Below are 23,613 nucleotides of genomic sequence, written 5' to 3' on the forward strand. Positions count from 1 at the left end.
GCTTCAGATCAGGTTGCGCATCGCCTGTGCTGTCTCCCGCAGCACCGGCAGCACGCGCGCCACCGCGTCTTCGGAGCTCTCGTGCCCCATCGGCATCGTGATGTTGAGCGCGCCCACCAGCGCGCCGTGCCGGTCGCGCAGCGGCACCGCGATGCCGCGCGAATTCAAATCCAGCTGCTGCTCCGACAGCGCCCAGCCCTGCGCCCGGATGCGGGCCAGCTCGAGCTTCATGCGCTCCATGCTCGCGATGGTGTGCGAGGTGAACACGGTGAGCTCGCGCGTGGCCAGCCACGCGTTCAGCTCGGCGTCGCTGCGCAGCGCGAGCATCAGCATGCCCGAGGCCGTGACCTGCGCCGGCACGCGCGCGCCCAGCACGTAGCCGGTGCTCATGCTGCGGTTGGGGCCGTTGCGCGCGATGTAGACGACCTCGTCGCCGTCCATCACGCTCAGGTACGCAATCTCGTTGGTGCCGGCCGCCACGCGTTGCAGAAAGGGCTGCACCACGCGCGGCAGGCGGGCCGATTCCAGGTACGAGCGGCCCAGCCGCAGCACGCGCGGCGTAAGCCAGAAGAGCTTGCCGTCGCTCGCCACGTAGCCCATGTGCTGCAGCGTCAGGAGGTAGCGCCGCGCGGCGGTGCGCGTCATGTTCGTGCGCTGGCCGGCCTGGCTGGCCGTCAGGCGCGGGTTGGCGTCGTCGAAGGCTTCGATGATGCTCACGCCGCGCTCCAGGCCGGCGATCCAATCGCGCTTGTCCAGGCCGGCGGGCGGGGACTGGTCGTCGATGGGGTCCGTGCTGTCCTTGTTGTCCTGGCTCATGGTCGGGAGTGTGCCTCCGGCCGCGGGTCGGCGATTTGCATTCATTCCGGGTAAAAACCCTTGGTTTGATCGATTATTGAATTCTAGTGATCGATCAGCGAGCGTTTTGTAAACTTCGACACCGCAAAGGTCAACTGATGGGTCTATAAAGCTGGCCATCCGCCCCTCGAAGAGCGATTGACGAACGGAACCCAGCACATGAGCCAATCCATCAGCGGCAGCACCCAGGCTTACCTGATCCCGGGCGATCCGGTGCGCAACGTGCGGCTGCCGCGCATGTTCAACGCCACCTTCGAGCGCTTCGGCATCGACGCGGTGCTGCTGCCGATGCAGGTGCCGGTGCGCGACTTCGCGGTGTTCTTCAAATCGGCCTTTCTCGCGCGCAACGTGCGCGGCATGGTGATCGCGCCGCCGCACAAGCCGCTGGTGGTCGACCTGCTCGACGGCTGCGGCCTCTTCGGCCGCGTGGCGGGCTCGGTCAACGTGGTGCGCCGCACCGAAGGCGACCAGCTCGAGGGCGACCTGTTCGACGGCGAGGGCCTCATCGGCGCGCTCGACCACTGCAACATTCCTTTCCGCGGCAAGCGCGTGCTGATCCTGGGCGCGGGCGTGAGCGCCGCGGCCATCGGCGTGGCGCTGGCCGAGGGCGGCACGGTGAATGGCGCGGAGCACATCGCCTTTCACGACACCGCGGCCGGCAAGGCGGCGGGCGTAGCTGCCAAGCTCGATGCCTTCTTCGATGCGACCGTGGTCGCGGTCGAGAGCAACGCGCCCGAGGGCTACGACCTCGTGATCAACGCCACGCCGCTCGGCCTGGTGGAGGGCGATGCGCTGCCGCTGGACGTCTCGCGCATGGAAAGCCACGCGGCGCTCTTCGACATCCTCCTGCGCAACCAGCCCACGCCGCTGGTGCGCGCGGCACGGGCGCGCGGGCTCCATGCGCAGGCCGGCTTCGAGATGCTGATCCAGCAGATGCCGCACTACCTGCGCTACTTCGGCCACCTCGATGCGGCCGAGGCGCTGCAGGCCGATGCGAACTTCCTGCGCGAAATCGTCTACCCGCCGGCGATGCATGCCGAGATCGCGAATCCCTTGCGCTACCACTCGCCCAGCGTCGCCTGAGCCTTCCATTTTTTCAACGAAACGGTCTTCATGATTTCCGGCAAGACAACGCTCATCGCCCACCTCGGCTACCCGACCGAGGCCTTCAAGGCGCCGATGATCTACAACCCCTGGTTCGACAAGCAGGGCATCGACGCGGTGGTAGTGCCGATGGGCGTGAAGCCCGAGGACTACGCGGCCACGCTGCCGCAGGTGTTCCGCTTCTCGAACCTGCGCGGTGCGCTCGTCACCATGCCGCACAAGGTCACGACGATGGCGCTGGTGGACGAAGTGACGCCCACCGCGCGCATCGCGGGCGCCTGCAACGCGATCCTCAAGCGGCCCGACGGCACGCTCTTGGGCGACCAGTTCGACGGCGCGGGTTTCGTGCGCGGCGTGGAGCGCAAGGGGCGTCTCTTCAAGGGCGCGCGCGTGCTGGTGTCGGGCACGGGCGGCGTGGGCTCGGCCATTGCGGCGTCGATCGCCGCAGCCGGCGCGGCCGAGCTGATGCTGTTCGACATGAGCGATGCGTCCGCACAGGCACTGGCCGCGCGGCTGCGCGAGCACTACCCGCAGATGAAGGTCGCCACGGGCTCGAAGGACCCGGCCGGCTACGACGTGGTGGTCAACGCCACGCCGCTCGGCATGAAGGACAGCGACCCGCTGCCGTTCGACGTGGACCGCATCGACCCGCACACCTTCGTCGGCGAAGTCGTCATGAAGACCGAATACACGCCGCTGCTGCAGGCCGCCAAGGCCAAGGGCTGCGCGGTGCAGGTGGGCACCGACATGCTGTTCGAGATGATCCCCGCGTACCTCGAATTCTTCGGCTTCGGCACCGCATCCCCGGAAGAACTGCGCGCCGTTGCGCAGCTGAAATATTGATGAACACCAAGGCCATCGCATGAGCATTTTTGAAGGCTTTCTCTCCACCTCCGAAACGCTGGACGCCTTCAGCGACCGCGCATTCGTCGACGCGATGCTGCGCTTCGAGGCCGCGCTCGCGCGCGCGCAAGCCGCCGAGGGGCTGATCCCCGAGAGCGCCGCGCACTCGATCGTCGGCAGTTGCAAGGTCGAGCTGTTCGACGTCGCCAAGATCGTGCGCGAGAGCGGCCGCGCGGGCAGCGTCGCCATTCCGCTGGTCAAGGCATTGCGCGAGGCCGTGGGCCTGTTCAATGCGCAGGCCGCGCCGTTCGTTCACTTCGGCAGCACCAGCCAGGACGTGATCGACAGCGCGATGGCGCTGGTCACGCGCGAGGCCGTCACGCTCATTGCGGCGGATCTGTCCAAGGCGGTCAGCGCGCTGCTGCGCCTGGCCGTGCAGCACGCCGAGACGCCGATGCTCGCGCGCACGCTGATGCAGCCGGCCTCGGTCACCAGCTTCGGCTTCAAGTGCGCGGGCTGGGCGGCGCCGCTGGTGCGCAGCCGCATCCGCCTGCACAACGCGGCGAAGCACGCGCTGAAACTGCAACTGGGCGGCGCGGTCGGCACGCTCGCGCAGATGAACGGGCTGGGCGCCGCGGTGCGCCAGCGCATGGCCAAGGAACTGGGCCTGGGCGACCCCGGCGCGACGTGGCACACGCAGCGCGACGAATGGGTCGCGCTCGGCTGCGAGCTCGCGTTGATCGCGGGCAGCCTCGGCAAGGTGGCGGTCGATATCTCGCTGCTCGGCCAGTACGAAGTCGCGGAAGTCGCCGAGCCCAGCGAACCGGGCCGCGGCGGCTCGTCGGCCATGCCGCACAAACGCAACCCCGTGGCGTCGATGGTCGCCATTGCCGCCGCGCACCGCGCGCCGCAGCGCGTGGCCGCATTGCTCGGCGCGATGCCGCAGCAGCACGAGCGCGCGCTCGGCGCGTGGCAGGCCGAGCTCGCCGAATGGCCGCAGCTCCTGATGTCGGCGCACGGCAGCGTGCGCGCGATGGCGGGCGCATTGCCCGGCCTGCAGGTCGATGCCGCGCGCATGCGTGCCAACATCGAGCGCCTGCGCGCCGAACTGCCGCGCGACGCGGCCGACGAATGGTTCGACCCCGGGCTCGCCATCAACGCCGGCCATGTCGCGCTCGCCGAAGTGAAGGCGCTGCAGGCCAGACTCTCAGACAAGGAACTCTTTCAATGACCGCCCCCGAAACCCCCAGCAGCAGTAGCAGCAGCGACTACGAAGACGGCCTGCTCAACCGCCGCCGCATCCTCGGCGATGCCTGGGTCGACAAGTCGCTCGCCAACCGCAACGGCTTCAACGCCGAGTTCCAGGAACTCATCACGCGCCACGCGTGGAACGACATCTGGGGCCGCCCGGCGCTGGGCGACAAGACGCGCCGCTACATGGTGCTGTCGATGATGCTGGGCATCCACGCCTACGAGGAATTCGCGATGCACGTGCGCGCCGCGCTCGACGGCCCGCCCGAGTCCCGCCTGACCCCGGACGACATCAAGGAAGTGATCATGATGGCCGCCATCTACTGCGGCGTGCCGGTGGCCAACCATGCGTTCGGCATCGCCACGAACATCCTGCGCGAGAAGGGGCTCCTGCCCGCCACGCCCGCCGCCGCACCGGCAGCGCAGTGACCGCGCCGGTCGCCCGCGAAGGCAAGGGCCGCCTGGGCGTCACGTTCACGCTGATGCTGCCGCTGCTTCTCGCGGCGCAGCCCGTGGCCACCGACAGCTACCTGCCGGCGCTCCCCGCCATCGCGAAAGAGCTCGGCTCGGCCAGCACCAGCCTCACGCTGTTCGTGCTGGCCTTCGGCTTTGCGCAGTTGCTGTGCGGCCCGCTCGCGGACCGCTTCGGCCGCCGGCCGGTGCTGCTCGCGGGCCTGGCCTGCTACGCGATCGCCGCGTTTGGCGGGGCGTTCGCGGGCAGCGTCGCGGTGCTCGCGGGCTGGCGCACGCTGCAGGGCTTTTCGATGGCCGCGATCCTCGTGTGCGCGCGTGCGGCGGTGCGCGATCTCTATCCCGCGCACGAAGGCCCGCATGTGATGGCGCGCGGCCTCACCGGGCTGGGCGTGGTCGGGCTCGTGGCGCCGTTGCTCGGCGCATGGCTGGTGCAGGGCGCGGGCTGGCGCTGGGTGATGGTCGCGATGGCAGCGTATGCCTCGCTGCTGTTCGCGATGTGCTGGCGCTCGTTCGGCGAAACGCGCAAGCCGCTCACCGGTGAATCGTCCGCGCCGCGCGGCAGCACGCGCGCGGTGTTCGCGAGCCGCTCGTTCCGTGCCTGGGCCTCGGTGGCGGCCACCACCTACGGCGGGCTCTTCTGCTTCTTGCTGCTCTCGCCGATGGTCTACATCGGCTACCTCGGCTGGTCGCCCGCGTGGTACGGGTGGATCCCGGCGGGCGGCTCGCTGGTCTACATCTTCAGCACCACGATGTGCCGCACGCTGCTGCGGCGCTACGGGCCGGTGCGCACCGTGCGGCTGGGCGCGTCGCTCAGCATGGCGGGCGCTGTGATCCAGGCGCTGGGCTGCTGGCTCATGCCTCTGAGTGCGGTGCCGCTGCTCGCGGGCCACGCGGTGTACTGCCTCGGCCACGGCATCCACCAGCCCTGCGGGCAGGCCGGTGCGGTGGGCGACCTGCCGCACCTGGCGGGGCGGGCCGTGTCGTGGTCGGGCTTCGGCATGATGATGGTCGCGTTCTGCGTGGGGCAGGTCGCTGCGCTGTTCGTCGACAACGATTTCTCCAACGGCGCGTGGCCCATGGTCGTGCCGATGCTGGCGGCCGGTGCCGTGCTGCTGGCCATCGCGTTCCTCTGGCTCCCGCGTCTTCAAACTCCAAAGCACCCGTAAGAAGGAAACCACACCATGACCACCCGCCTGAATGTCGTTCGCGAGGGCGAAGGCCCGATCGTCGTGCTCAGCCATGCGCTGGGCTGCAACCTGCGCATGTGGGACGGCGTGGCCGCGCTGCTGGCGCGCGCCCACACGGTGATCCGCTACGACCACCGCAACCACGGCGGCTCCGAGGTGGTGACCGGCGCGCTGCGCGTGGAGACGCTGGCGCAGGACGCGGCCGAGCTCATCCAGCGCGAGGCGGGCGGCGAGCCGGTGCACTTCGTCGGCCTCTCGATGGGCGGCATGACCGCGCAGGCGCTCGCGGTGCGGCACCCCGAGCTGCTCAAGACCGTGGTGATCGCGAATTCGTCCGCTCACTACCCCGACCAGGCACCGTGGCGCGCGCGCGCCGAGACGGTCAACGCCAAGGGTGTGGGCGCCATCGCGCCGGGCGCCGTTTCGCGCTGGCTCACGCCGGCTTACGTCGGCACACCCGAGGGCGCGGGCGCGGCGAAATCGCTGCACGACGTGCTGGTCGCCACCGATGCGCAGGGCTACATCGAAAGTTGCAACGCAGTCGCGGCCATCGATTTCCGCGAGAGCAACCACCGCATCGCCGTGCCCACGCTGGTGATCGGCGGCCTGCAGGACGAGGCCACGCCGATGGCGATGTCCGAGGCCATGGCCGCCGCCATTCCCGGTGCGCGCCTGGCCACCATCGACGCGGCCCACCTGAGCGCGGTGGAGCGCCCGGTCGAGTTCACGCAGCTGCTGATCGATTTCTGGCGCAGCCTTTGAGCGGCCCAGCGGGGCCTCGGACCTAGGTGTATCCCGTATTCCGTGCGATTAATGAACGAAGTCGTTCGATAATCGATCAGCCGTTGCCCGAATAGATTGTGGCGCGGGGCCGGGGTTCCTAAAGTCCACCCCATGCATCGCTCCATCGCCACGGTCTCGCTCAGCGGCACCCTTCGCCAGAAGCTCGAAGCCATCGCGGCCGCAGGGTTCGACGGCATCGAGCTGTTCGAGGCCGACTTCATCAACTTCAAGGGCACGGCCACGGAGCTGCGCGGCATCGCCGCCGACCTGGGCCTGTCGATCGACCTCTACCAGCCGTTTCGCGATTTCGAAGGCATGCCCCAGGCGCAGTTCCTGCGGAGCCTGGAGCGCGCCGAGCGCAAGTTCGACCTGATGCAAGCGCTGGGCGCGCCGATGGTGCTGTGCTGCTCGAACACCTCGCCGCTGTGCGTCGACGACCCTTCGCTCGCCGCCGCGCAACTGCACGCGCTGGCCGAGCGCGCCGCGCGCCGGAACCTCCGCGTGGGCTTCGAGGCGCTGGCCTGGGGCCGGCATACCTCGCGCTACGGGCAGGCCTGGCAGATCGTGAAGCAGGCGGACCACGCGCACCTCGGGCTGATTTTGGACAGCTTCCACACGCTGTCGCTGAAGGACGATCCCGCGGGCATCGCCGAGATTCCGGGCGAGAAGATCTTCTTCCTGCAGATGGCCGATGCACCGCTGCTCGCGATGGATGTGCTGCAGTGGGCGCGCCACCACCGCTCGTTCCCGGGGCAGGGCGATTTCGACGTTGTCGGCTTCTTCGAGCAGGTGCTGCGCGCCGGCTACACCGGGCCGCTGTCGCTGGAGATCTTCAACGACATCTTCCGCGAGACGCCGAACCGCCGCACCGCCGTCGATGCGATGCGCTCGCTGCTGTACCTGGAGAGCGAGGCGCGCCAGCGGATCGCCACCTTGCAGCCGCAGCGCGTGGAGCTGTTCAACCCGCCGCCGGTGGCCGCGCTCTCGGGCCTCGCGTTCATCGAGTTCGCGGCGGACGAAGCCTCGGCGCGCACGCTCGACACGCTGGTGCGGCAGCTGGGCTTTCGCCGCATCGGCAAGCACCGCTCCAAGGCGGTGACGCTGTACCGCCAGGGCGAGATCAACTTCATCGTGAACGCGCAGCCCGACTCCTTCGCGCGCGGCCGCTTCGAGGCGCACGGCACTTCGGTGTGCGCGCTGGGCGTGCGCTGCGCCGATCCGCTCGCGGCCGTCGGGCGCGCGACCGCGATGCGCTCCAAGCGGCATGACAGCCCCGTCGGCCCCAACGAGCTGCGCGTGCCCGCGGTCGTGGCGCCGGGCGGCAACCTCATTCACTTCGTGCCCGAGGCGCTGGGTGCGAATGGCCTCTACGAAGCGGACTTCATCCTCGAGGACGATGCGCCCGACAGCAACGACGCCGGCCTCGCGCAGATCGATCACGTGGCCCTCGGCCTCGCGGTGGACCAGCTGGACACCTGGGTGCTCTTCACGCGCGCCGTGCTCGGGCTCGAAGCCGGCGAGAGCCTGGAGCTGGCCGACCCCTTCGGCCTCATCCGCAGCCGCGGCGTCGCCAACGCCGAGCGCAGCGTGCGCCTCGTGCTCAACGTGTCGCTGAGCCAGCGCACCCGCACCGCGCGCACGCTCAGCGTGACCGGCGGCGGGGCGGTGCACCACATCGCGCTGCGTTGCGAGGACATCTTCGCGGCGGCCGCGAAGCTGCGCGCCAACGGCACGCGCTTCGTGCCGATCGCGGACAACTACTACGACGACCTGGCCACGCGCATCGACCTCGCGCCCGAACTGCTCGCACGCATGCGCGCGGCGGGCGTGCTGTTCGACCGCTCGCCGGCCGGCGACTACCTGCATATCTATACCGAGAGCTTCGAGGGGGGCCTCTTCTTCGAGGTCGCGCAGCGCATCGGCCGCTACGACGCCTACGGCGCCCTCAACGCACCCGCGCGCATGGCGTCGCAGGCGCAGGACTGATTTCTTTCGCACGCATCACCGCACCACCGCACCACTGCATCACCGCATCACACTGCATCACCACTGGAGACAAACCCATGGCCAACACATCCGCCAAAGAGCCGCAAGGCAGGCACCAGTCCAGGAAGGCCGCGGCAAGCGGCTGGATCGGCTCGGCGCTGGAGTACTACGACTTCTTCATCTACGCCACCGCGGCGGCGCTGATCTTTCCGCAGATCTTCTTTCCCAAGGGCGATCCCAAGACCGCCATCATCGCGTCGCTCGCGACCTACGGCGTGGGCTACGTCGCACGGCCCATCGGCGCCTTCGTGCTCGGCCACTGGGGCGACACGCATGGGCGCAAGCAAGTGCTCGTGCTGTGCATGTTCCTCATGGGCTTCTCGACCGTGGCCGTGGGCCTCTTGCCCACGTACGACCAGGTCGGCCTGCTGGCTCCCGCGCTGTTGGTGCTGCTGCGCCTCGTGCAGGGCTTCGCGGTGGCGGGCGAGATCTCGGGCGCGAGCTCGATGATCCTGGAGCACGCACCCTTCGGGCGCCGCGGCTTCTTCGCGAGCTTCACGCTGCAGGGCGTGCAGGCCGGGCAGATCCTGGCGGCCGCGGTGTTCCTGCCGCTCGCGCACTACATGCCTGAAGAAGCATTCAACTCATGGGGCTGGCGCATTCCGTTCCTCCTGAGCTTCCTGGTGATCGTGGCCGGCTACATCATCCGCCGCGAGGTCGACGAGACGCCCGCCTTCGCCGAAGTCGACAAGAAGGGCGAAGTGGCCAAGTCGCCGATCGTGCAGGCCTTCACCGACAGCTGGGCCGACATGCTGCGCGTGGTGTGCATGGCGCTCATGAACGTGATTCCGGTGGTGGCCACCGTGTTCGGTGCCGCGTATGCGGTGCAGGCCGCCTACGGCATCGGCTTCCAGAAAGACGTGTACCTGTGGATTCCCGTGCTGGGCAACATCCTCGCGGTGCTGGTGATTCCGTTCGTGGGGAACCTGTCGGACCGCATCGGCCGCAAGCCCCCGATCATCGTGGGCGCGCTGGCCTCGGGGCTGCTGTCGTTCGTGTACCTGTATGCGATCAGCATCAAGAACGTGCCGCTCGCGATCTGCATGTCGCTCCTGATGTGGGGCATCGTGTACCAGGGCTACAACGCGACCTTTCCGAGCTTCTACCCGGAGCTCTTCCGCACCCGCAACCGCGTCTCGGCCATGGCCATCTCGCAGAACATCGGCACCACCTTCACCGCGCTCCTGCCCGCGCTGTTCGCCGCCGTGGCGCCTCCGGGCTCGACCAACGTGTGGCTCACCGTGGGCGCGATCACTTTCTCGGTGACCATCCTCGCGGCGCTCGCGGCCATGAGCGCACGGGAGACCTACCGCGTTCACATGCGTGACCTGGGCGACCCCAACGCCGCGCCGGTCGAGAAGGCCGAGTACGACCGGCTGCGAGAGCAGACGCTCTCGGACGCCCGCCTTGCCAAGGCCGCGGCCCAGCTGAGCTGAGCCGTCACACGGAAAACCTTTCGCGCACCAAGGGTTGTGGCGCCATGAAGAATGGCGCCATGACCACCTCTTCCTCCCACCTCAAGATCGATTTCGTCTCCGATGTGTCTTGCCCCTGGTGCGCCGTTGGCCTGAGTTCGCTCGAGGCGGCGCTCAAGCGGGTGGCACCGGAAGTCACCGCGGAACTGCACTTCCAGCCCTTCGAACTGAACCCGCAGATGCCGCCCGAAGGGCAGGACACCTTCGAGCACCTGAACCAGAAATACGGCTCCTCGCGGGAGCAACAGGCGCAGTCGCGCGAGATGATCCGCCAGCGCGGCGCGGCCGTCGGCTTCGAGTTCAGCCCCGAGGGCCGGCCCCGGGTCTACAACACCTTCAACGCGCACCGGCTGCTGCACTGGGCCGAGCTGGAGAGCCCGGCCAAGCAGGCAGCGCTCAAGAAGCTTTTGCTCAAGGCCTACTTCACCGACAGCCAGAACCCCTCGGACCCCGAGGTGCTGGTGCACGCGGCGGCCGAAGCAGGGCTCGACGCAGTGCGGGCCCGCGAGATTCTGAACAGCGACGAATACGCCGCCGAGACCCGCGAGCGCGAGCGCATGTACACCGATGCCGGCATCCACTCGGTGCCCGCGATCATCATCAACGACCAGCACCTGATCTCCGGCGGCCAGCCGGTCGAGGTGTTCGAGCGCGCGCTCGAGCAGATCGCCGGCGCGGAGCCCAGCCGGGTCGTCAGCGCCTGACGTGGCCTTTGGCTTTCGTTTCGGCTTGAAACGAAGCTGACCGCCAGCTTTACCTGAGCGACGGCGAGCGACCGTCAACCGCATCGGCCCGGTGCGGGTTGATCGGTTCATGATGAGTCCCATGCTGCATCTTGGCCGTCTCTGCATGGTGTCGGCCGCCATCGCCCTGGCGGCCTGCACGACCGGATCGCTCCGATCCGATGCGCCCCCGCTGTCGGTGTCCAGCACCGCGGCCGACAGCCCGGCCGCGCAGTTGCAATGGCTCGATCGCGTGACCTGGGGCGCGAACGCGAGCAGCCAGGCCGAACTTGCGAAGACCGGCCTCGCGCGATGGATGGGGCGGCAGTTGAAGCCGCAGCCACAGCCCTTGCCCCCGGCCGCGCAGGCGCAGGTCGACGCGATGACGATCTCGCGCACGCCGCTCGACCAGCTCGTGATCGGCCTGGACGCCCAGCGCAAGGCGGCCGATGCCCTGCCCGACGAAGAAGAGAAGAAGGCCGCGCGCCGGGCCTACCAGCAGGCGCTGACCCGGCTCGCGCGCGAGGCGCAACAACGCTTCGTGCTGCGCGCGTTGTATTCGCCCAACCAGCTGCAGGAGCAGATGACCTGGTTCTGGATGAACCACTTCAACGTCAACCTGCGCAAGGACAACATTCGCGCGCTCGTGGGCGACTACGAGGAGAACGCCATTCGCCCGCATGCGCTCGGCAGGTTCCGCGACCTGCTCGGCGCCACGCTGCACCACCCCGCGATGCTGCGCTACCTGGACAACGCGCAGAACGCGGCCAACCGCATCAACGAGAACTACGCGCGCGAGCTCATGGAGCTGCACACGCTGGGCGTGGGCGGCGGCTACTCGCAGGCCGACGTGCAGGAGCTCGCGCGCGTGCTCACCGGCGTGGGCGTGAGCCTGCAGCCGCTCGATGCGGTGCCGAACATCCGGCCCGCGGTGCGCGCGGACTACGTGCGCAAGGGCCTCTTCGAGTTCAATCCGAACCGGCATGACTACGGCCCGAAGACGCTGCTGGGCCAGCCGATCCAGACGCGCGGCCTCGCCGAAGCCGACGAGGCGCTCGACCGCCTCGCACGCGCACCGGCCACCGCGCGCTTCATCTCGCGCAAGCTCGCGGTGTACTTCGTCGCCGACGAACCGCCGCCTGCGCTGGTCGACCGCATGGCCTCGGCCTTCACGCGCAGCGATGGCGACATCGCCGTCACGCTGAAGGCATTGTTCGAGTCACCTGAATTTTCTGCCTCGCTCGGCCGCAAGTTCCGCGACCCGGTGCACTACGTGATGGCCGGCGTGCGGCTCGCGTACGACGACTGCGTGGCGCTCGATGTGAACCCGATGCTCAACTGGATCAACCGCATGGGCGAGCCGCTGTATGGGCACGAGACGCCCGACGGCTATCCGCTCAACGAAGCCGCGTGGGCGAGCGCCGGGCAGATGAACACGCGCTTCGAGATCGCGCGGGCCATCGGTGCGAACGGCGCGGTGCTGTTCCGCGCCGACGACAAGGCGCCGCTGGAGAAGCCCGCGTTTCCGCAGCTGGCCGAATCGAACGCGGTGCGCACGAAGCAGGGCAGCTTGAGCGAAGACACGCGCGAGGCGCTCGCGCAGGCGAAGAATCCGCAGGAGTGGAACACCTTCCTGCTGGCATCGCCCGAGCTGATGCGCCGATGAGCAGAAGGGACAACACCATGCAACGCAGAGAACTCCTGAAGCTGATCGCCGCCGCGCCGCTCGCGGGCGCTGCAGGCCGGCTGATCGCGGCACCCGCCGCCGAAGGCGCCAAGCTGCTCGTCGTGTTCCTGCGCGGCGCCTACGACTGCGCCAACCTGCTGGTGCCGACCGCCAGCGATTTCTACTACGCCTCGCGCCCCAACATCGCCATCGCGCGACCGGGGCAGCCGGGCGGCGCGCTGCCGCTGGACGGCAACTGGGGCCTGCACCCCGCGCTCGCGCAGAGCGTGATGCCGCTCTTCCAGCAGAAGCAGGCCTCGTTCATCGCCTTCGCGGGCACCGACGACTTGACGCGCAGCCACTTCGAAACGCAGGACTCCATCGAACTCGGGCAGGCACTCGGCAAGCGCCGCGATTACCGCTCGGGCTTTCTCAATCGCCTGGCGGGCGTGCTCGGCGGCGGGCCCATCACCGACGTGTCGCCCATCGCCTTCACCGACCAGCTGCCCATCGCGCTGCGCGGCGACGCCAAGGCCGCCAACATGGCGCTCGCGGGCAATGCGCGTTCGGGCATCGACGCGCGGCAGAGCCGGATCATCGCGTCCATGTACCGCAACACGCCGCTCGCGCAGCCCGTGGCCGAGGGCTTCCAGGTGCGCGACGAAGTCATGCGCGCGGTGCAGGCCGAGATGGACGCGGCCAGCCGCAACGCGATGACCGCCAAGGGCTTCGAGCTCGTCGCGCGCCGCATGGCCGTCTTGATGCGCGACCGCTTCGACCTCGGCTTCGTCGATGTCGGCGGTTGGGACACGCACGTGGGGCAGGGCGCCGGCACCGGCTACCTCGCCAACCGTTTCGAGGAGCTGGGCCGGGGCGTCGCCGGTTTCGCACAGGAGATGGGTGAGGACGCGTGGCGCCAGACCGTGGTGGTCGTCATCAGCGAGTTCGGCCGCACCTTTCGCGAGAACGGCAACCGGGGCACGGACCATGGGCATGGCACCGTCTACTGGGTGCTCGGCGGTGGCCTTTCAGCGCAGGCGGGTGGGCGCATCGTCGGCGAGCAGCAGGCGCTGACGCAGGCCACGCTGTTCCAGAACCGCGACTACCCGGTGCTCAATGAGTACCGGGCGGTGTTCGGTGGGCTGTTCAGCCGGATGTATGGGCTGTCGCCCGCGCAGTTGGGGCGGGTGTTCGAGGGTGTGGCGCCGCGAGATCTGCAACTGGTCTAGCGGAGCCGGTCTGCGCGACAGCTCACCCGCGCGCCAAGCGCCTCGTAGTGGCGCACCAGATAGTCCTTCGCCTCGGCGCTGACGTTGTCGACCAGCAGCGGCAAGGGCAGCTGATGCTTGAGCTTGAGCAGGCTCGCGCCCGCCAGGTGCCTGTAGTCCGGATGCGCCTTGAGCGCGGTCAGCACCTGCAGGGGCTGGGCGCCCAGGTCCGTCAGATGCACGGTGTAGAAAAGCACCGCCGAGGGCGCGTCGTCCGGCGGCTCGGGCGCCTCGACCTCGATGCGCGCCATCAGCATTTGAAGGTTCGGGAACAGCGGCTGCGGTGACCAGCGGCCGCTTCCGTGCCAGTCCCACAGCACCGGCACTTCGGGCTGGCCGATGTCGCCGATCAACGGATCGCCATCGGCGTTCTGCAGCACCACCCAATGCGGCTGCCACTGGCCCGTTTCGACGGCGTCGCTCCACACCAGATGATCCGGCGTGCTCGCCGCCTGGTCCAGGATGAAGCGGTAGCCCTCCATGCCCGCCAGGAGGCTGGGCACGTCGACGGCGCTCGAGCCGGTGAGATCGCCGCGCCACCCCTCGCGCCAGTCCGGATCGTCAAGCACGAGGGACTGCGCTCCCATGCTGCGGCACCAGGCGAACCAGTCGTGCATCGCCGGGGGCAAAGGTGGCAGGGTGAACCGGGCGGCCAGCGAGGCCTGGATGGCTGCCCGGCTGGGCCAGTTGTCGCGTGTCAGTGCCATGGAATGCGTGAGGATTTCCGCGGCTTGCCGCCGGTATCGGCGGGATGTTGCCACAGGGGCCGTCGGGGTGGCCGCCGCCGCACTCGCCCGACCCGCTGGCAACCCTGGCGAGGCCGCTCGCCCGGAAGGACGGCGCCTCGCCTCGAACCTGCCTCGACCGATCTGCAAGGCAGATCGGTCGAGGCCAGCGCTCTAGTTCCCCGAGAAAGTCATCGGCACGTTCTTCACCGAGCCGTCCGCCTGCGGCACCTTGACGTTGACCTTGAGTTCGCCCTTGAAGTCGGCCGGCGGGGTACCGCTGAACTTGCCCGTGGCGGGATCGAGCTTGAGCCAGGTCGGCAGCGGTGCACCGCTGGCCGTGGTGGCCGCGACGGTCTTGCCTGCGGGCAGCTTGTCGGGCATGGGCACGCTGGCCGTGATCTGGCGCGTGGCGGGGCTCGCGGTGCCTTGCGTCACCGTCACGCCCTGGCCGCCGCTCAGCGTCGTCTTCTGGCTGGTGTTGCTCGATTCCGTCTCGACGCTCGCGGTGGCCACGCCGCTGCCCTTCTTTTGGGCGAGCGGATCCTTGGCGGGCGTTCCTGTCGTACTGCCAGTGCCTCCAGTGCCTACAGTGCCACTGGTCCCACTGGTCCCACTGGTCCCACCGGTTCCACCGGTTCCACTGGTTCCGCTGGTCCCGCCGGTCCCACCGGTGCTTCCACCCGTCCCCGTACCCGTCTTCTTCTCCGGCTGCAGGCTCGAGCCGGAAGCCGAAACGCCGACGTCGACGCCCAGCGAACTCGAACTGCTCTTCGCCTCGGTCTGCGTCACCTTGCCGCCCGCCGTCACGCCGACGGCGCCGGTAGCCGCGACCTGCGTGCCTTCGAGCGAGGTGTTCTTGCCCGAGGACAGCGCGATGTTGCCGCCGTTGCTCGTGATGCTCGCGCCGGTTGCGATGTTGCTGTCGGCCTTGCTGTAGCCCACGCCCACCGAGGCTTCGCCGCTGCGCTCGTCCATGGTCTTGCCGCCGGTGGTCTTGCCGCCGGTCGTGGTGCCGCCCACGTTCTCCTTCTTGCCGCCCGAGGCCGCCGCCGACACGTCCACGCTCAGCGACTCGCTGCTCGAGACGCTGCGTGCCGCGTTGAACGCGAGGTTGCCGCCCGCCGCCACCGACACGTCGCTGTTGCTGGCGATGGTGGTGCCCGTGAAGGTGGCGTCGCCGCCGCTCTTGATCGTGAGCGGGCCGCTGCCGCTCTTGATGCTGCCGGCCACGTCTTCGTTGCTGCTGGCCGTCGACTTGGCGTAGCTGACGTCCGCGCTCGCGCTGCCGCTCTTGGCGCCGGCGGACACGGCCACGTCCACGCCCACGTCCTGGCTGCTCGAGGTGCTGGTGTTCTTGGCGGCCGCGAAGTCGAGCTTGCCGCCGGTCGTCACGCTGGCGCCGCCGCCGGCCGCGAGGTTGGTGCCCTCCAGGCGCGTGTCGCCCGTGGTGGTCACGCTGAGGTTGCCCCCGGACGTGATGCCGCCCACCACCGCCGTGCTGCTGCTGCCGCTGGCGGTGCCGCCCGCATAGTTCACGCCCACCGCGGCGCTCTTGTTCACGAGGTCGACGCTCACGCTGCCGCCCGCGCTGGTGCTGTTGCTGCTGCTGCTGGCCGTGTCCCTGGCGGCCGTGTAGTCGAGCGAGCTGGCGCCGATCGTCACGTCCTTGCCGGCGGCGATGTTGGTGCCTTCCATCGTGGTGGCGCCGCTGGACGTGCTGCTCACGTTGCCGCCGACCTTGATGTTCGACACCACCGCATTGCTCGTGGCCGACTTCTCGCTGGCATCGTCGTGCTGGTAGCTGGCGCGGATGCCCGCGCCCGCGTCGGTCGACGTTCCGCCCGGCTTGCCCGCGCCGGGGCCCGCGCTGGCGCTGGCGCCCGCTTCGGCGGACGCTTCGGCATAGACGCCCAGCTTGGCCGTATCGGTCGCGGTGTTCGACGAACTGTAGGTCGTGTTCGCCGCCGCCTTGCTGGTGATGGTGGTGGCCGACTGCGTGAAGTTGCCGCCTGCCTCGATCTGCGTGCCCACATCGGTGATGTTGTTGGTGGCGGTGCGCGTGATGCTGCCGCCGGCCGAGATGCCCGAGGTCTGCGCCGTGGTCGAACCGTCCAGCGTGCTGCCGCGCGTGTTCGAGCCGTAGATGCCGACCTCGCCCGAGGCCTCCGCCTTGGCCGAAACGCCGGCCTGCGCGCCGAGGCCGGCCGACGCGCCGCCTTCCACGCCGGCCTTGGCACTGCCGCTGGCATAGAGGCCGGCGGTGGTCACGCTGCTGCTGGTGCTCACCTCGTGCCTGTCGTCGACCGCCTTGAACGTCATGTCCTTGGCGTCCAGCTTCATGTCCGCACCCGAGGCCAGCTTGGAGCCTTCCACGTTCAGCGTGTCGCTCGCCTTGATGCCGAGGTTGCCGCCCGCGCCGATCGAGGAGCCCTGGTTCTTCGTGTCCAGCGTGCTCGTGGTGGTGTCGCTCTTCTGCACGAGGTCCAGGTGGTTTTCGGTGCTGGCCGACACGCCCGCCGATGCCTGCGCGCCGGCATTGGGAATGCCCTTGCCCGCTGCCGCGCTCGCGCCGGCTTGCGCCTCCGCCTTGGCGGTGTTGTCGGTGCTGGCCATGAGGCCGACGCGGGTCGTGCTCACGTTGGTGGTGGAGGTCGACTTGTCCTCGGCCGCGAGCAGGTTCACGTTCTTGGCGTTCACCGTCGCATTGCCGCCAGCGTTCACCGAGGAGCCTTGCAGCGTCACGTCGTTGCTCGCGTTGACCGTGAGATTGCCGCCGAAGCCGAGGCTGGAGCCGACGTGCTTCAGGTCGGTGGTCTGGGTCGTGGTGGTGGTGTCGGCGCTGAACGCCAGGCCGGCCGAGCCTTGGCCCGAGGCCTGCGCGCTGGCTTGCGCGGATGCCGAGGCCGATGCGCCGTTGTGGTCGCTCTTGGAGGCCGACGCCGCGCCCGCACCGGCGCTGGCCGAGCTGCTGCCCGATGCGCCGACCTGCATGATGCCGCTCTGCTTGACCGTGGTGTTGGTCTCGTCGTAGTTGCGGCCTGCAAGCACGTTGACATTGGTGGCGCTGACGGTGCCGTTGCCCTTCACGTCGACGCTGGAGCCCTGCACCGTGATGTCGTTTTTGGCGGTGAGCGATGCATTGCCGCCCACCTGCAGCGTGCTGGCGACGTTGCGGACCGAGTTCGAGTCGGTGGTCACGGCCGTCGTGCCGTACAGCGAGTTGTTCATGCCCATGCCGGCCGAGTTGCTCTCGGTGTGCGTGGTCTTGCTGTTCTCGCGCGCAATGATGTTCAGGTCCCCGCCGGCCTTCAGGTCGGCGTTGCCCGCGGCCTTGGTGTCGGTGCCGGCCAGCGTGATGTTCTTGCCCGCATCGATCGACAGGTTGCCGCCGCTCGTGAGGCCCGACTTCACCTGGGTGACCGTGGTCGTGGTGGTGGTGGTCGAGCCGCTGCTGAAGGCGGTGTTGTAGCTGCTGTGCGTGGTGTCGGCGGACTTGTTCTGGATCGTGTCGAAGGTCACGTCGCCGCCGGCCTTCAGGCTCGCATCGCCGCCGGCGGTCACGTTGGCGCCGGTGTTGGTGATGTTCTTGGCCGCATCCAGCGAGAGCGTTCCGGTCGATTCGATCGACGCCGTCTTGCCGATGTCGGTCGCATAGCGCTGCTCGCCGCCCGAGCCGCTGGCCGTGGTCTGGTTGACGATGCTGCCCTGCGTGGAGCTGACGGCCACATTGCCGCCCTTGATCGTGCCCGAGGTGTTGGTCACGTCGCCGACGGACACCACGGTGAGCGCCTGCGTGCCGGCGATGGTGCCGCCGCTGTTGGTCAGCGAGGTCAGGCTGAGGTTGGCGGTGTCCGCCGTGATGACCGCGCCCTGCGTGAGGCCGTTGCGGGTCTTGGGCGACAGGTAGACCACGGGCGCGAGCACCACCTGGCCGTCGATCTCGGTCTGCACCATCCACACGATGTCGTGCGTGAGCTTGGCCTGCTGCTCGGGCGAGAGGGCCTGGCCGTAGACGAGGCCGAGCGCCTTGCTTTCGCCGGCGGCCGAGTCCATGAGTGCTTGCACCTGGGTGCCCGCGTCCTTAGCGCCCGCGAGCAGCGAATTGCCCGTCTGCGCGATGAGCTGCTGCTTGATCAGGTAGGCCTCGTAGCTCGAATCGCCCAGGCGGCGCACCAGCGTGTCGGCGTCGTAGCCCAGGAGCTTGGCCAGGTAGTCGGAGCCGACGGTGGACGAGCCGATCTGGTAGCGCGGATTGCTCTCCACCAGGTACTTGGCGCCCGGCTCCCTGGCGATCACGTACAGGCCGTTCGGGTTGGTCGGCAGCGGGATGTTGATGCCGCCGAACGAGGTGCCCTGCACGCCGTTGGCCGCGTTCACCGCGACGAACGAGATGGCCGGGCGCCCATTGAGCGTCGTGACGGGGGTGACGCTGCCGGCGGCCGCGCCGGTGGTGCCCGTGGCCGCGCCGCCGACGGTGCCCTTGGTGGCGTTGCCGCCGTTCACTGCCGACACCGCGGCGGTCTTGGCGCCGCCCTTCTTCATGTCCGCCGCCTGCGCCGCGGTGGACCCGTTGTTGGTGAGGGCGAAGCTGGTGCCGGTGTTCAGCACGCGGGCGTAGACGCCGGCGCCGATGTTGCTGATTTCGGTGACGGCGTTGGTGGTGTTGTCGTTGATGACCCGCCGTTCGTAGTAAGTTTCGCCGCCCGCCGCGATGTACTTGGTTTCCTCGGTCCAGGTGCGCGTGTAGGAGGTGCGCTGTAGCGCGAGGTCGTCGTTGACGAACGTCGGGTTGCTGCCGCTGCCCGAGAACGTGACGACGTCGCCCGAGATCACGCCGCCCAGGTTCTTGCCGCTGTTGAAGGTCAGGCTGACCGCGCCGGCCCCGGTGATCTGGGGCTTGATCGTGGGCGTGCCGCCCGCGTAGGTCTGGTCCTTGTACCAGGTCTGCTTGTAGTACCAGCTCTCGTACTGGTCGCAGCAGCCGTGGCCGTTGTAGCCCTGGCTGTCATGGCCCGTCTCCGTTTGCACGCGCGTGGTCTCGGTGCCGTAGGTGCGGGTGTCTCCGCCCAGCACCTCGTTGCGCAGGTCGCGTGCGGCGATCGTGATGGCGCCGTTGCTGTCGATGGTGCTGTTGTTCACCAGCGTGTCGGCGCTCAGGGTGACCGACTTGCCGGCGCTGATCGTGCCCTGGTAGGCGCTCAGCGTGGCGGCGTTGGTGAGCGTGCCCGACGCGGCCGAGGCCGTGAGCGCGTTGCCCGCATACAGCGCGCCCCGGTTCGTGAGGCCGCCGGCCGCGGTCACGTTGAGGTCGTGCAGCGCCGCGATGCCGCCGGTCAAGCCGTTGGTGAGCGACGGTGCGGTCACGGCGAGGTCGTTGCCCGAGAAGAGCAGGCCGTTGTTGGTCAGCGCACTGGTCGTGGTGATGCGGGTCTGCGACGGATTGGCCTGGTCGGTCGAACCCAGCACGGCCGAGTTGGCACCCGCCAGCGCCAGCGTGCCGAGCGTGAGCGTCATGTCGCGGTCGGACGACAGCGTGGCGCCGTTCGCCAGGTTGACGGTGCCCAGCGCGGCGGTGAGCTTCTGGCCGACCACCGTGCCGGCGGCGCCGATGCTGAGCGTGCTCGCGCCGGTGCCGTTCACCGAGAGCGTGCCGCTTCGGCTCTGCATGAGGCCGTTGACGGTGGCCGCGTAGTTGTTGCCGCTTCGGCTTTGCAGCGCGAGGTCGCGTTCCGCGATGACGGTGCCGGCGCTGGTGAGGCCGCCCGTGCCCACGCCCAGCGTGAGCGCGCCCGCGGACTGGATCTTGCCGTCGTTCGCGATCGTCGTGGCGGCCACCGAGCCGGCGCCAGCCGCGGCGGTGGCCACGGTCAGCACGCCGCCGGTGCGGTTGGTGAGCGTGTTGGCCACGTTCACCGTGCTGTCGCTGCGCGTGCCGCCCTGCAGGGTGCCGGCGTTGTCGATGCTCGCCACATTGAGGGCCAGCCCGTCGCCGAGCATCTTGCTGTTGGCCGAGGTGACCAGCGCGGCGCCCGTGCCCTGCACCGACAGCTGCCTGCCGGCCTGCACGGTCGCCGTGCCGCCGCTGTTGTTCAGGCCCGCCGTCACGTTGGCCGTGAGATTGCCCGTGGCGATGAGCTTGCCGGTGTTGTCGATCTGGTTCGCGCCGAGCGTCGCGTCATTCGCGCTTTGCAGCGTGCCGCTGTTGGCCAGGGTGCCGGTGACGGTCACGCTGTCCGCGGCGGTGCCCTGTTGCGACAGGATCCAGGTGCCCTTGTTGTCGAAGGCGCCCACGGCGACGGTGCTGCCGGTGTTCGCCTGTATGCGGCCGGTCGCGGCGTTGGTCGCGTTCGCGGCCTTGATCGCGAAGGCCTGGTCGGCCAGCAGCGTTCCGCTGTTGGTGAGGATCTGCGTCGCGCCGCCGTTGCGATCGGCGATGTCGATGTTGTTCGTCGCATGCACGGTGCCGCTGTTGTTCAGCGTGCCGTTCACGCGCAGCGTGGCGGTGCCCGCGCTGGCCTCGATGGCGCCTGCGTTGGCGAGGCCGTTGCCCGCCTGGATCGCGACGCTCTGGCCCTTCATCGTGCCGGTGGCGGCATTGCTCGCCAGGTTGCCGGCGGTGAGCGTGAGGGCGGTGCCTGCCTGCACGACGCCGCCCGCGGCGTTGCCCAGGTCGCCCGTGGTGGTCGCGTCGATCTTGCCCGCGGCCAGCATGTTGCCGCTGTTGAGGAGGCTCGCGGCCGTGACGCCCAGGTCGCCCGCGCTCTGCAGCGTGCCGCTGTTGGTGGCGGCGCCCGAGACGGCGATCTGGTCCGTCGCGCCCGCGTTCTGCGACAGCAGCCAGGTCCCCGCGTTGTTCAACGCGCCCAGCGTGGCGGTGCTGCCGGAGGCTGCCTGCGTCCAGCCGGCGGCCGTGTTGCTGAACGATGCGGCCTTCAGTGCCAGTGCCTGTTCGGCCAGCAGCTTGCCGCTGTTGACGATGGCCTCGGTCGCGCCGCCCGTGCGGTCGGCGATGTCGATGTTGCCCTTGGCGTGCAGCTGGCCGCTGTTGGTCAGCGTGCCGTCCACGCGCAGCGTGGCGTTGCCGGTGTCGGCCGTGGCGATGCCCGCGTTGTTCAGGCCGTTGGCGGCCGTGAGGTTCAGCGCCGCTGCCTTCAGCACGCCGGTGCCGGTGTTGGTGACGGTGCCGCCGCCGGTCACGCCGAGCGTGCCGCCGGCCTGCGCGATGCCGCTGTTGGTGAAGTCCTTGCTCGTTGTCGCTGCCAGGTCGGTGACTGCGAGGAGGGTGCCGCTGTTGTCCACCTGGCCCGCGTTCACCGCGACGGCGCCCGCGCCCTGCAGCGTGCCGCTGTTGGCGAGCGTGCCCGTCACGGTGACGTTGTCGCTCGCGCCGGCTGCCTGCGACAGCAGCCACGCGCCCTGGTTGTCCATGCTGGCCGCGTTGACGGTGCTTCCCGTTTGCGCCTGCACGCGCCCTGCGGCCGTGTTGCTCACGGCGGCGGCCTTCAACAACAACGCTTGCTCTGTCAGCAGCGTGCCACTGTTCGCGAGGCTGGCCGTCGCGAGGCCGTTGCGGCCGGCGATGTCCAGGTTCTGTGCGGCGTGGATCTGGCCGCTGTTGGCGATGGCGCCGTCGACGCGCACCGTGACCGCGCCCTTGTCGGCCGATACCGTGCCCGCGTTCTCCAGGCCGTTGCCCGACGTCAGCGCGAGGTTGCCGCCCAGCGATTGCAGCGCGCCGCCCGCGGCGGTGCCGATCTTGCCGCTCGCGGTGAGCGTCATGTTCCCGGCCGACTGCAACGCGGCCAGGCCCAGCGCCAGGTCGCCGTTGCCGGCGCTGGCGATCAGCGTGCCGCCGCTGCTGTAGAGCTTGGTCGCGCCCGTGGTCACGAGGTTGCCGAAGGTGCCGTTCCAGGCACCGCCCGCGCTCCATTCCGTCGCGCCGAGCGAGGCTGTGTCGCCCACGGCCAGCGCCAGTGCGCCGCCCGCGTGGCGCAGGTTGTTGTTGGCGATGCCGGCGCCGCTGGCCGTGTCCAGCAGGCTGGCCGCGCTCACCGAGAGGTCGGTGCCCGCGACGAGCGCGCTGCCCGCGATCGACGTGCCGCCCGTGGACGAAAGAGACAGCGCGCCGGTCGATGTGAGGCTCGCGTCGGTCAGCGCGAGTGCGCCGGCGCCGGTGCCCGTGGTGCTCACGTTCACGTCGGTCGCGGCCGAGATGCGGTTCTGCAGCTCGACCTTGCCTGCGGCGGTGAGCGTGAAGTCGCTCGCGCTGGCTGCGGCGTCGCCCAGCATGCGCACGCCCACGCCGGCTTCGGTGGAGCTCAGGCGGATGCGGTTGGCGTACATGCCGCCGAGCACGGCGGTGTCGATCGAATAGACCGGTGCATTGCCCGTCGGCGTGGCGGCGCCCGTGACGGCGCGCGTGTCGTAGCTCCATTTGTTGGTGCCGGCCGCAATGCTCAGGTCCTGCGCGTTGATGGGCGCTTCGATGCGCACCGAGCGGGTCACCAGGTCGAGCACCTGCTGTGCCGTCGCGTTCAGGCCGGTGCCCGTGATGAGGATGTCGCCCTGGCCCACGCTGAAGCCGCCGAGCCCGCCGTTCGAGGCAAGGAAGGGGTTGCCCGTGCTCAGCGTCACGCGGTCGGTGTTGATGAAGCCGCAGCCCGAGCAGGTGATGCCGTAGGGGTTGGCGAGCACCACGTCGGCCCTGCCGCCGAGCACTTCGGTGAAGCCGGCCAGGGTGCTGCGGTTGTTGGACACCACTTCGTTCAGGATCACGCGCGCCGCGCTGGACTGGTTGAAGTTCGCCGTGACCTGGCCCGCAAGCTGCGACTGCCAGGCGATCTGCGCCGCGCTGGTCGTGTTGTTGAGGATGAGGCCGATCGGGTTGACGTTGAAGCTGTTGTACCGGTTGTGCGACAGCCCGGCCGCATTGGCCTGGTTGATGTTCACCACCGTCACGCCATTGGGCGCGACATACGCGTTGAGCTGGGTGCCCGGCGCCACGACGACCGAGGCGACCTGCGCCAGCGCGAAGGGCGGAAGCAGCACCATCGCGCCAATGGCAACGAGGTTGCGGCTGCGCGAGACGGCCGTGCCGGTCGTGCCGCTCTTGCTGCTCTTCGTATTGCCCCGCGCGGTTTCCGCAACGGCCGTCCAAGTGGAGGACACGGCATTCCAGACGACTCTATAGATGTGGTTCATGGTGCGGTCA

Annotated in this window: 14 protein-coding genes; 11 read left to right on the top strand and 3 right to left on the bottom strand. The window is 69.2% G+C overall.

The window, feature by feature from the left end; translation table 11 throughout:
- Positions 1-3: 3 nt before the first annotated feature.
- Positions 4-816 (bottom strand): IclR family transcriptional regulator domain-containing protein, encoded by an 813-nt coding sequence (locus JC881_RS12280; RefSeq protein WP_198785986.1) that lies wholly within the window; start codon positions 814-816, stop codon positions 4-6.
- Between the two features lie 198 nt (positions 817-1,014).
- On the opposite strand from JC881_RS12280, the gene JC881_RS12285 reads away from it, so the two are divergent.
- The 11 genes from JC881_RS12285 (at position 1,015) to JC881_RS12335 (ending at position 13,635) form a co-directional block, all read left to right on the top strand.
- Positions 1,015-1,938 carry a shikimate dehydrogenase family protein gene (locus JC881_RS12285; protein WP_198785987.1) on the top strand — a complete coding sequence of 308 codons (924 nt, stop codon included), beginning with the start codon at positions 1,015-1,017 and terminating at the stop codon, positions 1,936-1,938.
- A gap of 30 nt (positions 1,939-1,968) precedes the next feature.
- Positions 1,969-2,802, top strand: a complete 834-nt coding sequence (locus JC881_RS12290; protein ID WP_198785988.1) for a shikimate dehydrogenase family protein — start codon at positions 1,969-1,971, stop codon at positions 2,800-2,802.
- A 19-nt stretch (positions 2,803-2,821) separates the two neighbouring features.
- Positions 2,822-4,033, top strand: a complete 1,212-nt coding sequence (gene pcaB / locus JC881_RS12295) for a 3-carboxy-cis,cis-muconate cycloisomerase (protein ID WP_198785989.1) — start codon at positions 2,822-2,824, stop codon at positions 4,031-4,033.
- Complete coding sequence (locus tag JC881_RS12300) at positions 4,030-4,482, top strand: carboxymuconolactone decarboxylase family protein (protein WP_198785990.1); 453 nt, start codon at positions 4,030-4,032, stop codon at positions 4,480-4,482. The genes pcaB and JC881_RS12300 overlap by 4 nt, the downstream gene beginning before the upstream one ends.
- 53 nt (positions 4,483-4,535) lie before the next feature.
- Positions 4,536-5,693 (top strand): MFS transporter, encoded by a 1,158-nt coding sequence (locus JC881_RS12305; RefSeq protein WP_198786162.1) that lies wholly within the window; start codon positions 4,536-4,538, stop codon positions 5,691-5,693.
- Between the two features lie 15 nt (positions 5,694-5,708).
- On the top strand, positions 5,709-6,476 hold the full coding sequence (locus JC881_RS12310) for an alpha/beta fold hydrolase (protein WP_198785991.1): 768 nt from the start codon (positions 5,709-5,711) through the stop codon (positions 6,474-6,476).
- A 132-nt stretch (positions 6,477-6,608) separates the two neighbouring features.
- A complete protein-coding gene (locus JC881_RS12315; RefSeq protein WP_198785992.1) occupies positions 6,609-8,483 on the top strand; it encodes a bifunctional sugar phosphate isomerase/epimerase/4-hydroxyphenylpyruvate dioxygenase family protein in 1,875 nt (624 codons plus the stop codon).
- 77 nt (positions 8,484-8,560) lie between these two features.
- Positions 8,561-9,979, top strand: coding sequence for an MFS transporter (locus JC881_RS12320; RefSeq protein WP_198785993.1), 1,419 nt, complete (start codon positions 8,561-8,563; stop codon positions 9,977-9,979).
- Between the two features lie 59 nt (positions 9,980-10,038).
- Complete coding sequence (locus JC881_RS12325) at positions 10,039-10,722, top strand: DsbA family oxidoreductase (RefSeq protein ID WP_198785994.1); 684 nt, start codon at positions 10,039-10,041, stop codon at positions 10,720-10,722.
- Between the two features lie 121 nt (positions 10,723-10,843).
- The gene (locus tag JC881_RS12330; RefSeq protein WP_233101739.1) at positions 10,844-12,406 is read left to right on the top strand and encodes a DUF1800 domain-containing protein; all 1,563 of its coding nucleotides are present in this window, start codon (positions 10,844-10,846) and stop codon (positions 12,404-12,406) included.
- Between the two features lie 17 nt (positions 12,407-12,423).
- Positions 12,424-13,635, top strand: a complete 1,212-nt coding sequence (locus tag JC881_RS12335; protein WP_198785995.1) for a DUF1501 domain-containing protein — start codon at positions 12,424-12,426, stop codon at positions 13,633-13,635.
- On the opposite strand, the gene JC881_RS12340 is transcribed toward JC881_RS12335, so the two are convergent.
- A complete protein-coding gene (locus tag JC881_RS12340) occupies positions 13,632-14,381 on the bottom strand; it encodes a hypothetical protein (RefSeq protein ID WP_198785996.1) in 750 nt (249 codons plus the stop codon). The two genes, JC881_RS12335 and JC881_RS12340, sit on opposite strands and share 4 nt — an antisense overlap.
- 192 nt (positions 14,382-14,573) lie before the next feature.
- Complete coding sequence (locus tag JC881_RS12345) at positions 14,574-23,603, bottom strand: two-partner secretion domain-containing protein (protein ID WP_198785997.1); 9,030 nt, start codon at positions 23,601-23,603, stop codon at positions 14,574-14,576.
- Positions 23,604-23,613: the final 10 nt, after the last annotated feature.

This window comes from Variovorax sp. IB41 (assembly GCF_016405905.1).
GTDB lineage: Bacteria > Pseudomonadota > Gammaproteobacteria > Burkholderiales > Burkholderiaceae_C > Variovorax.

Excerpts from the sequence above, each read along its gene's own strand:
- JC881_RS12280 (WP_198785986.1), bottom strand. The coding sequence starts at position 816 with ATGAGCCAGGACAACAAGGACAGCACGGACCCCATCGACGACCAGTCC.
- JC881_RS12285 (WP_198785987.1), top strand. The coding sequence starts at position 1,015 with ATGAGCCAATCCATCAGCGGCAGCACCCAGGCTTACCTGATCCCGGGC.
- JC881_RS12290 (WP_198785988.1), top strand. The coding sequence starts at position 1,969 with ATGATTTCCGGCAAGACAACGCTCATCGCCCACCTCGGCTACCCGACC.
- pcaB (WP_198785989.1), top strand. The coding sequence starts at position 2,822 with ATGAGCATTTTTGAAGGCTTTCTCTCCACCTCCGAAACGCTGGACGCC.
- JC881_RS12300 (WP_198785990.1), top strand. The coding sequence starts at position 4,030 with ATGACCGCCCCCGAAACCCCCAGCAGCAGTAGCAGCAGCGACTACGAA.
- JC881_RS12305 (WP_198786162.1), top strand. The coding sequence starts at position 4,536 with ATGCTGCCGCTGCTTCTCGCGGCGCAGCCCGTGGCCACCGACAGCTAC.
- JC881_RS12310 (WP_198785991.1), top strand. The coding sequence starts at position 5,709 with ATGACCACCCGCCTGAATGTCGTTCGCGAGGGCGAAGGCCCGATCGTC.
- JC881_RS12315 (WP_198785992.1), top strand. The coding sequence starts at position 6,609 with ATGCATCGCTCCATCGCCACGGTCTCGCTCAGCGGCACCCTTCGCCAG.
- JC881_RS12320 (WP_198785993.1), top strand. The coding sequence starts at position 8,561 with ATGGCCAACACATCCGCCAAAGAGCCGCAAGGCAGGCACCAGTCCAGG.
- JC881_RS12325 (WP_198785994.1), top strand. The coding sequence starts at position 10,039 with ATGACCACCTCTTCCTCCCACCTCAAGATCGATTTCGTCTCCGATGTG.
- JC881_RS12330 (WP_233101739.1), top strand. The coding sequence starts at position 10,844 with ATGCTGCATCTTGGCCGTCTCTGCATGGTGTCGGCCGCCATCGCCCTG.
- JC881_RS12335 (WP_198785995.1), top strand. The coding sequence starts at position 12,424 with ATGCAACGCAGAGAACTCCTGAAGCTGATCGCCGCCGCGCCGCTCGCG.
- JC881_RS12340 (WP_198785996.1), bottom strand. The coding sequence starts at position 14,381 with ATGGCACTGACACGCGACAACTGGCCCAGCCGGGCAGCCATCCAGGCC.
- JC881_RS12345 (WP_198785997.1), bottom strand. The coding sequence starts at position 23,603 with ATGAACCACATCTATAGAGTCGTCTGGAATGCCGTGTCCTCCACTTGG.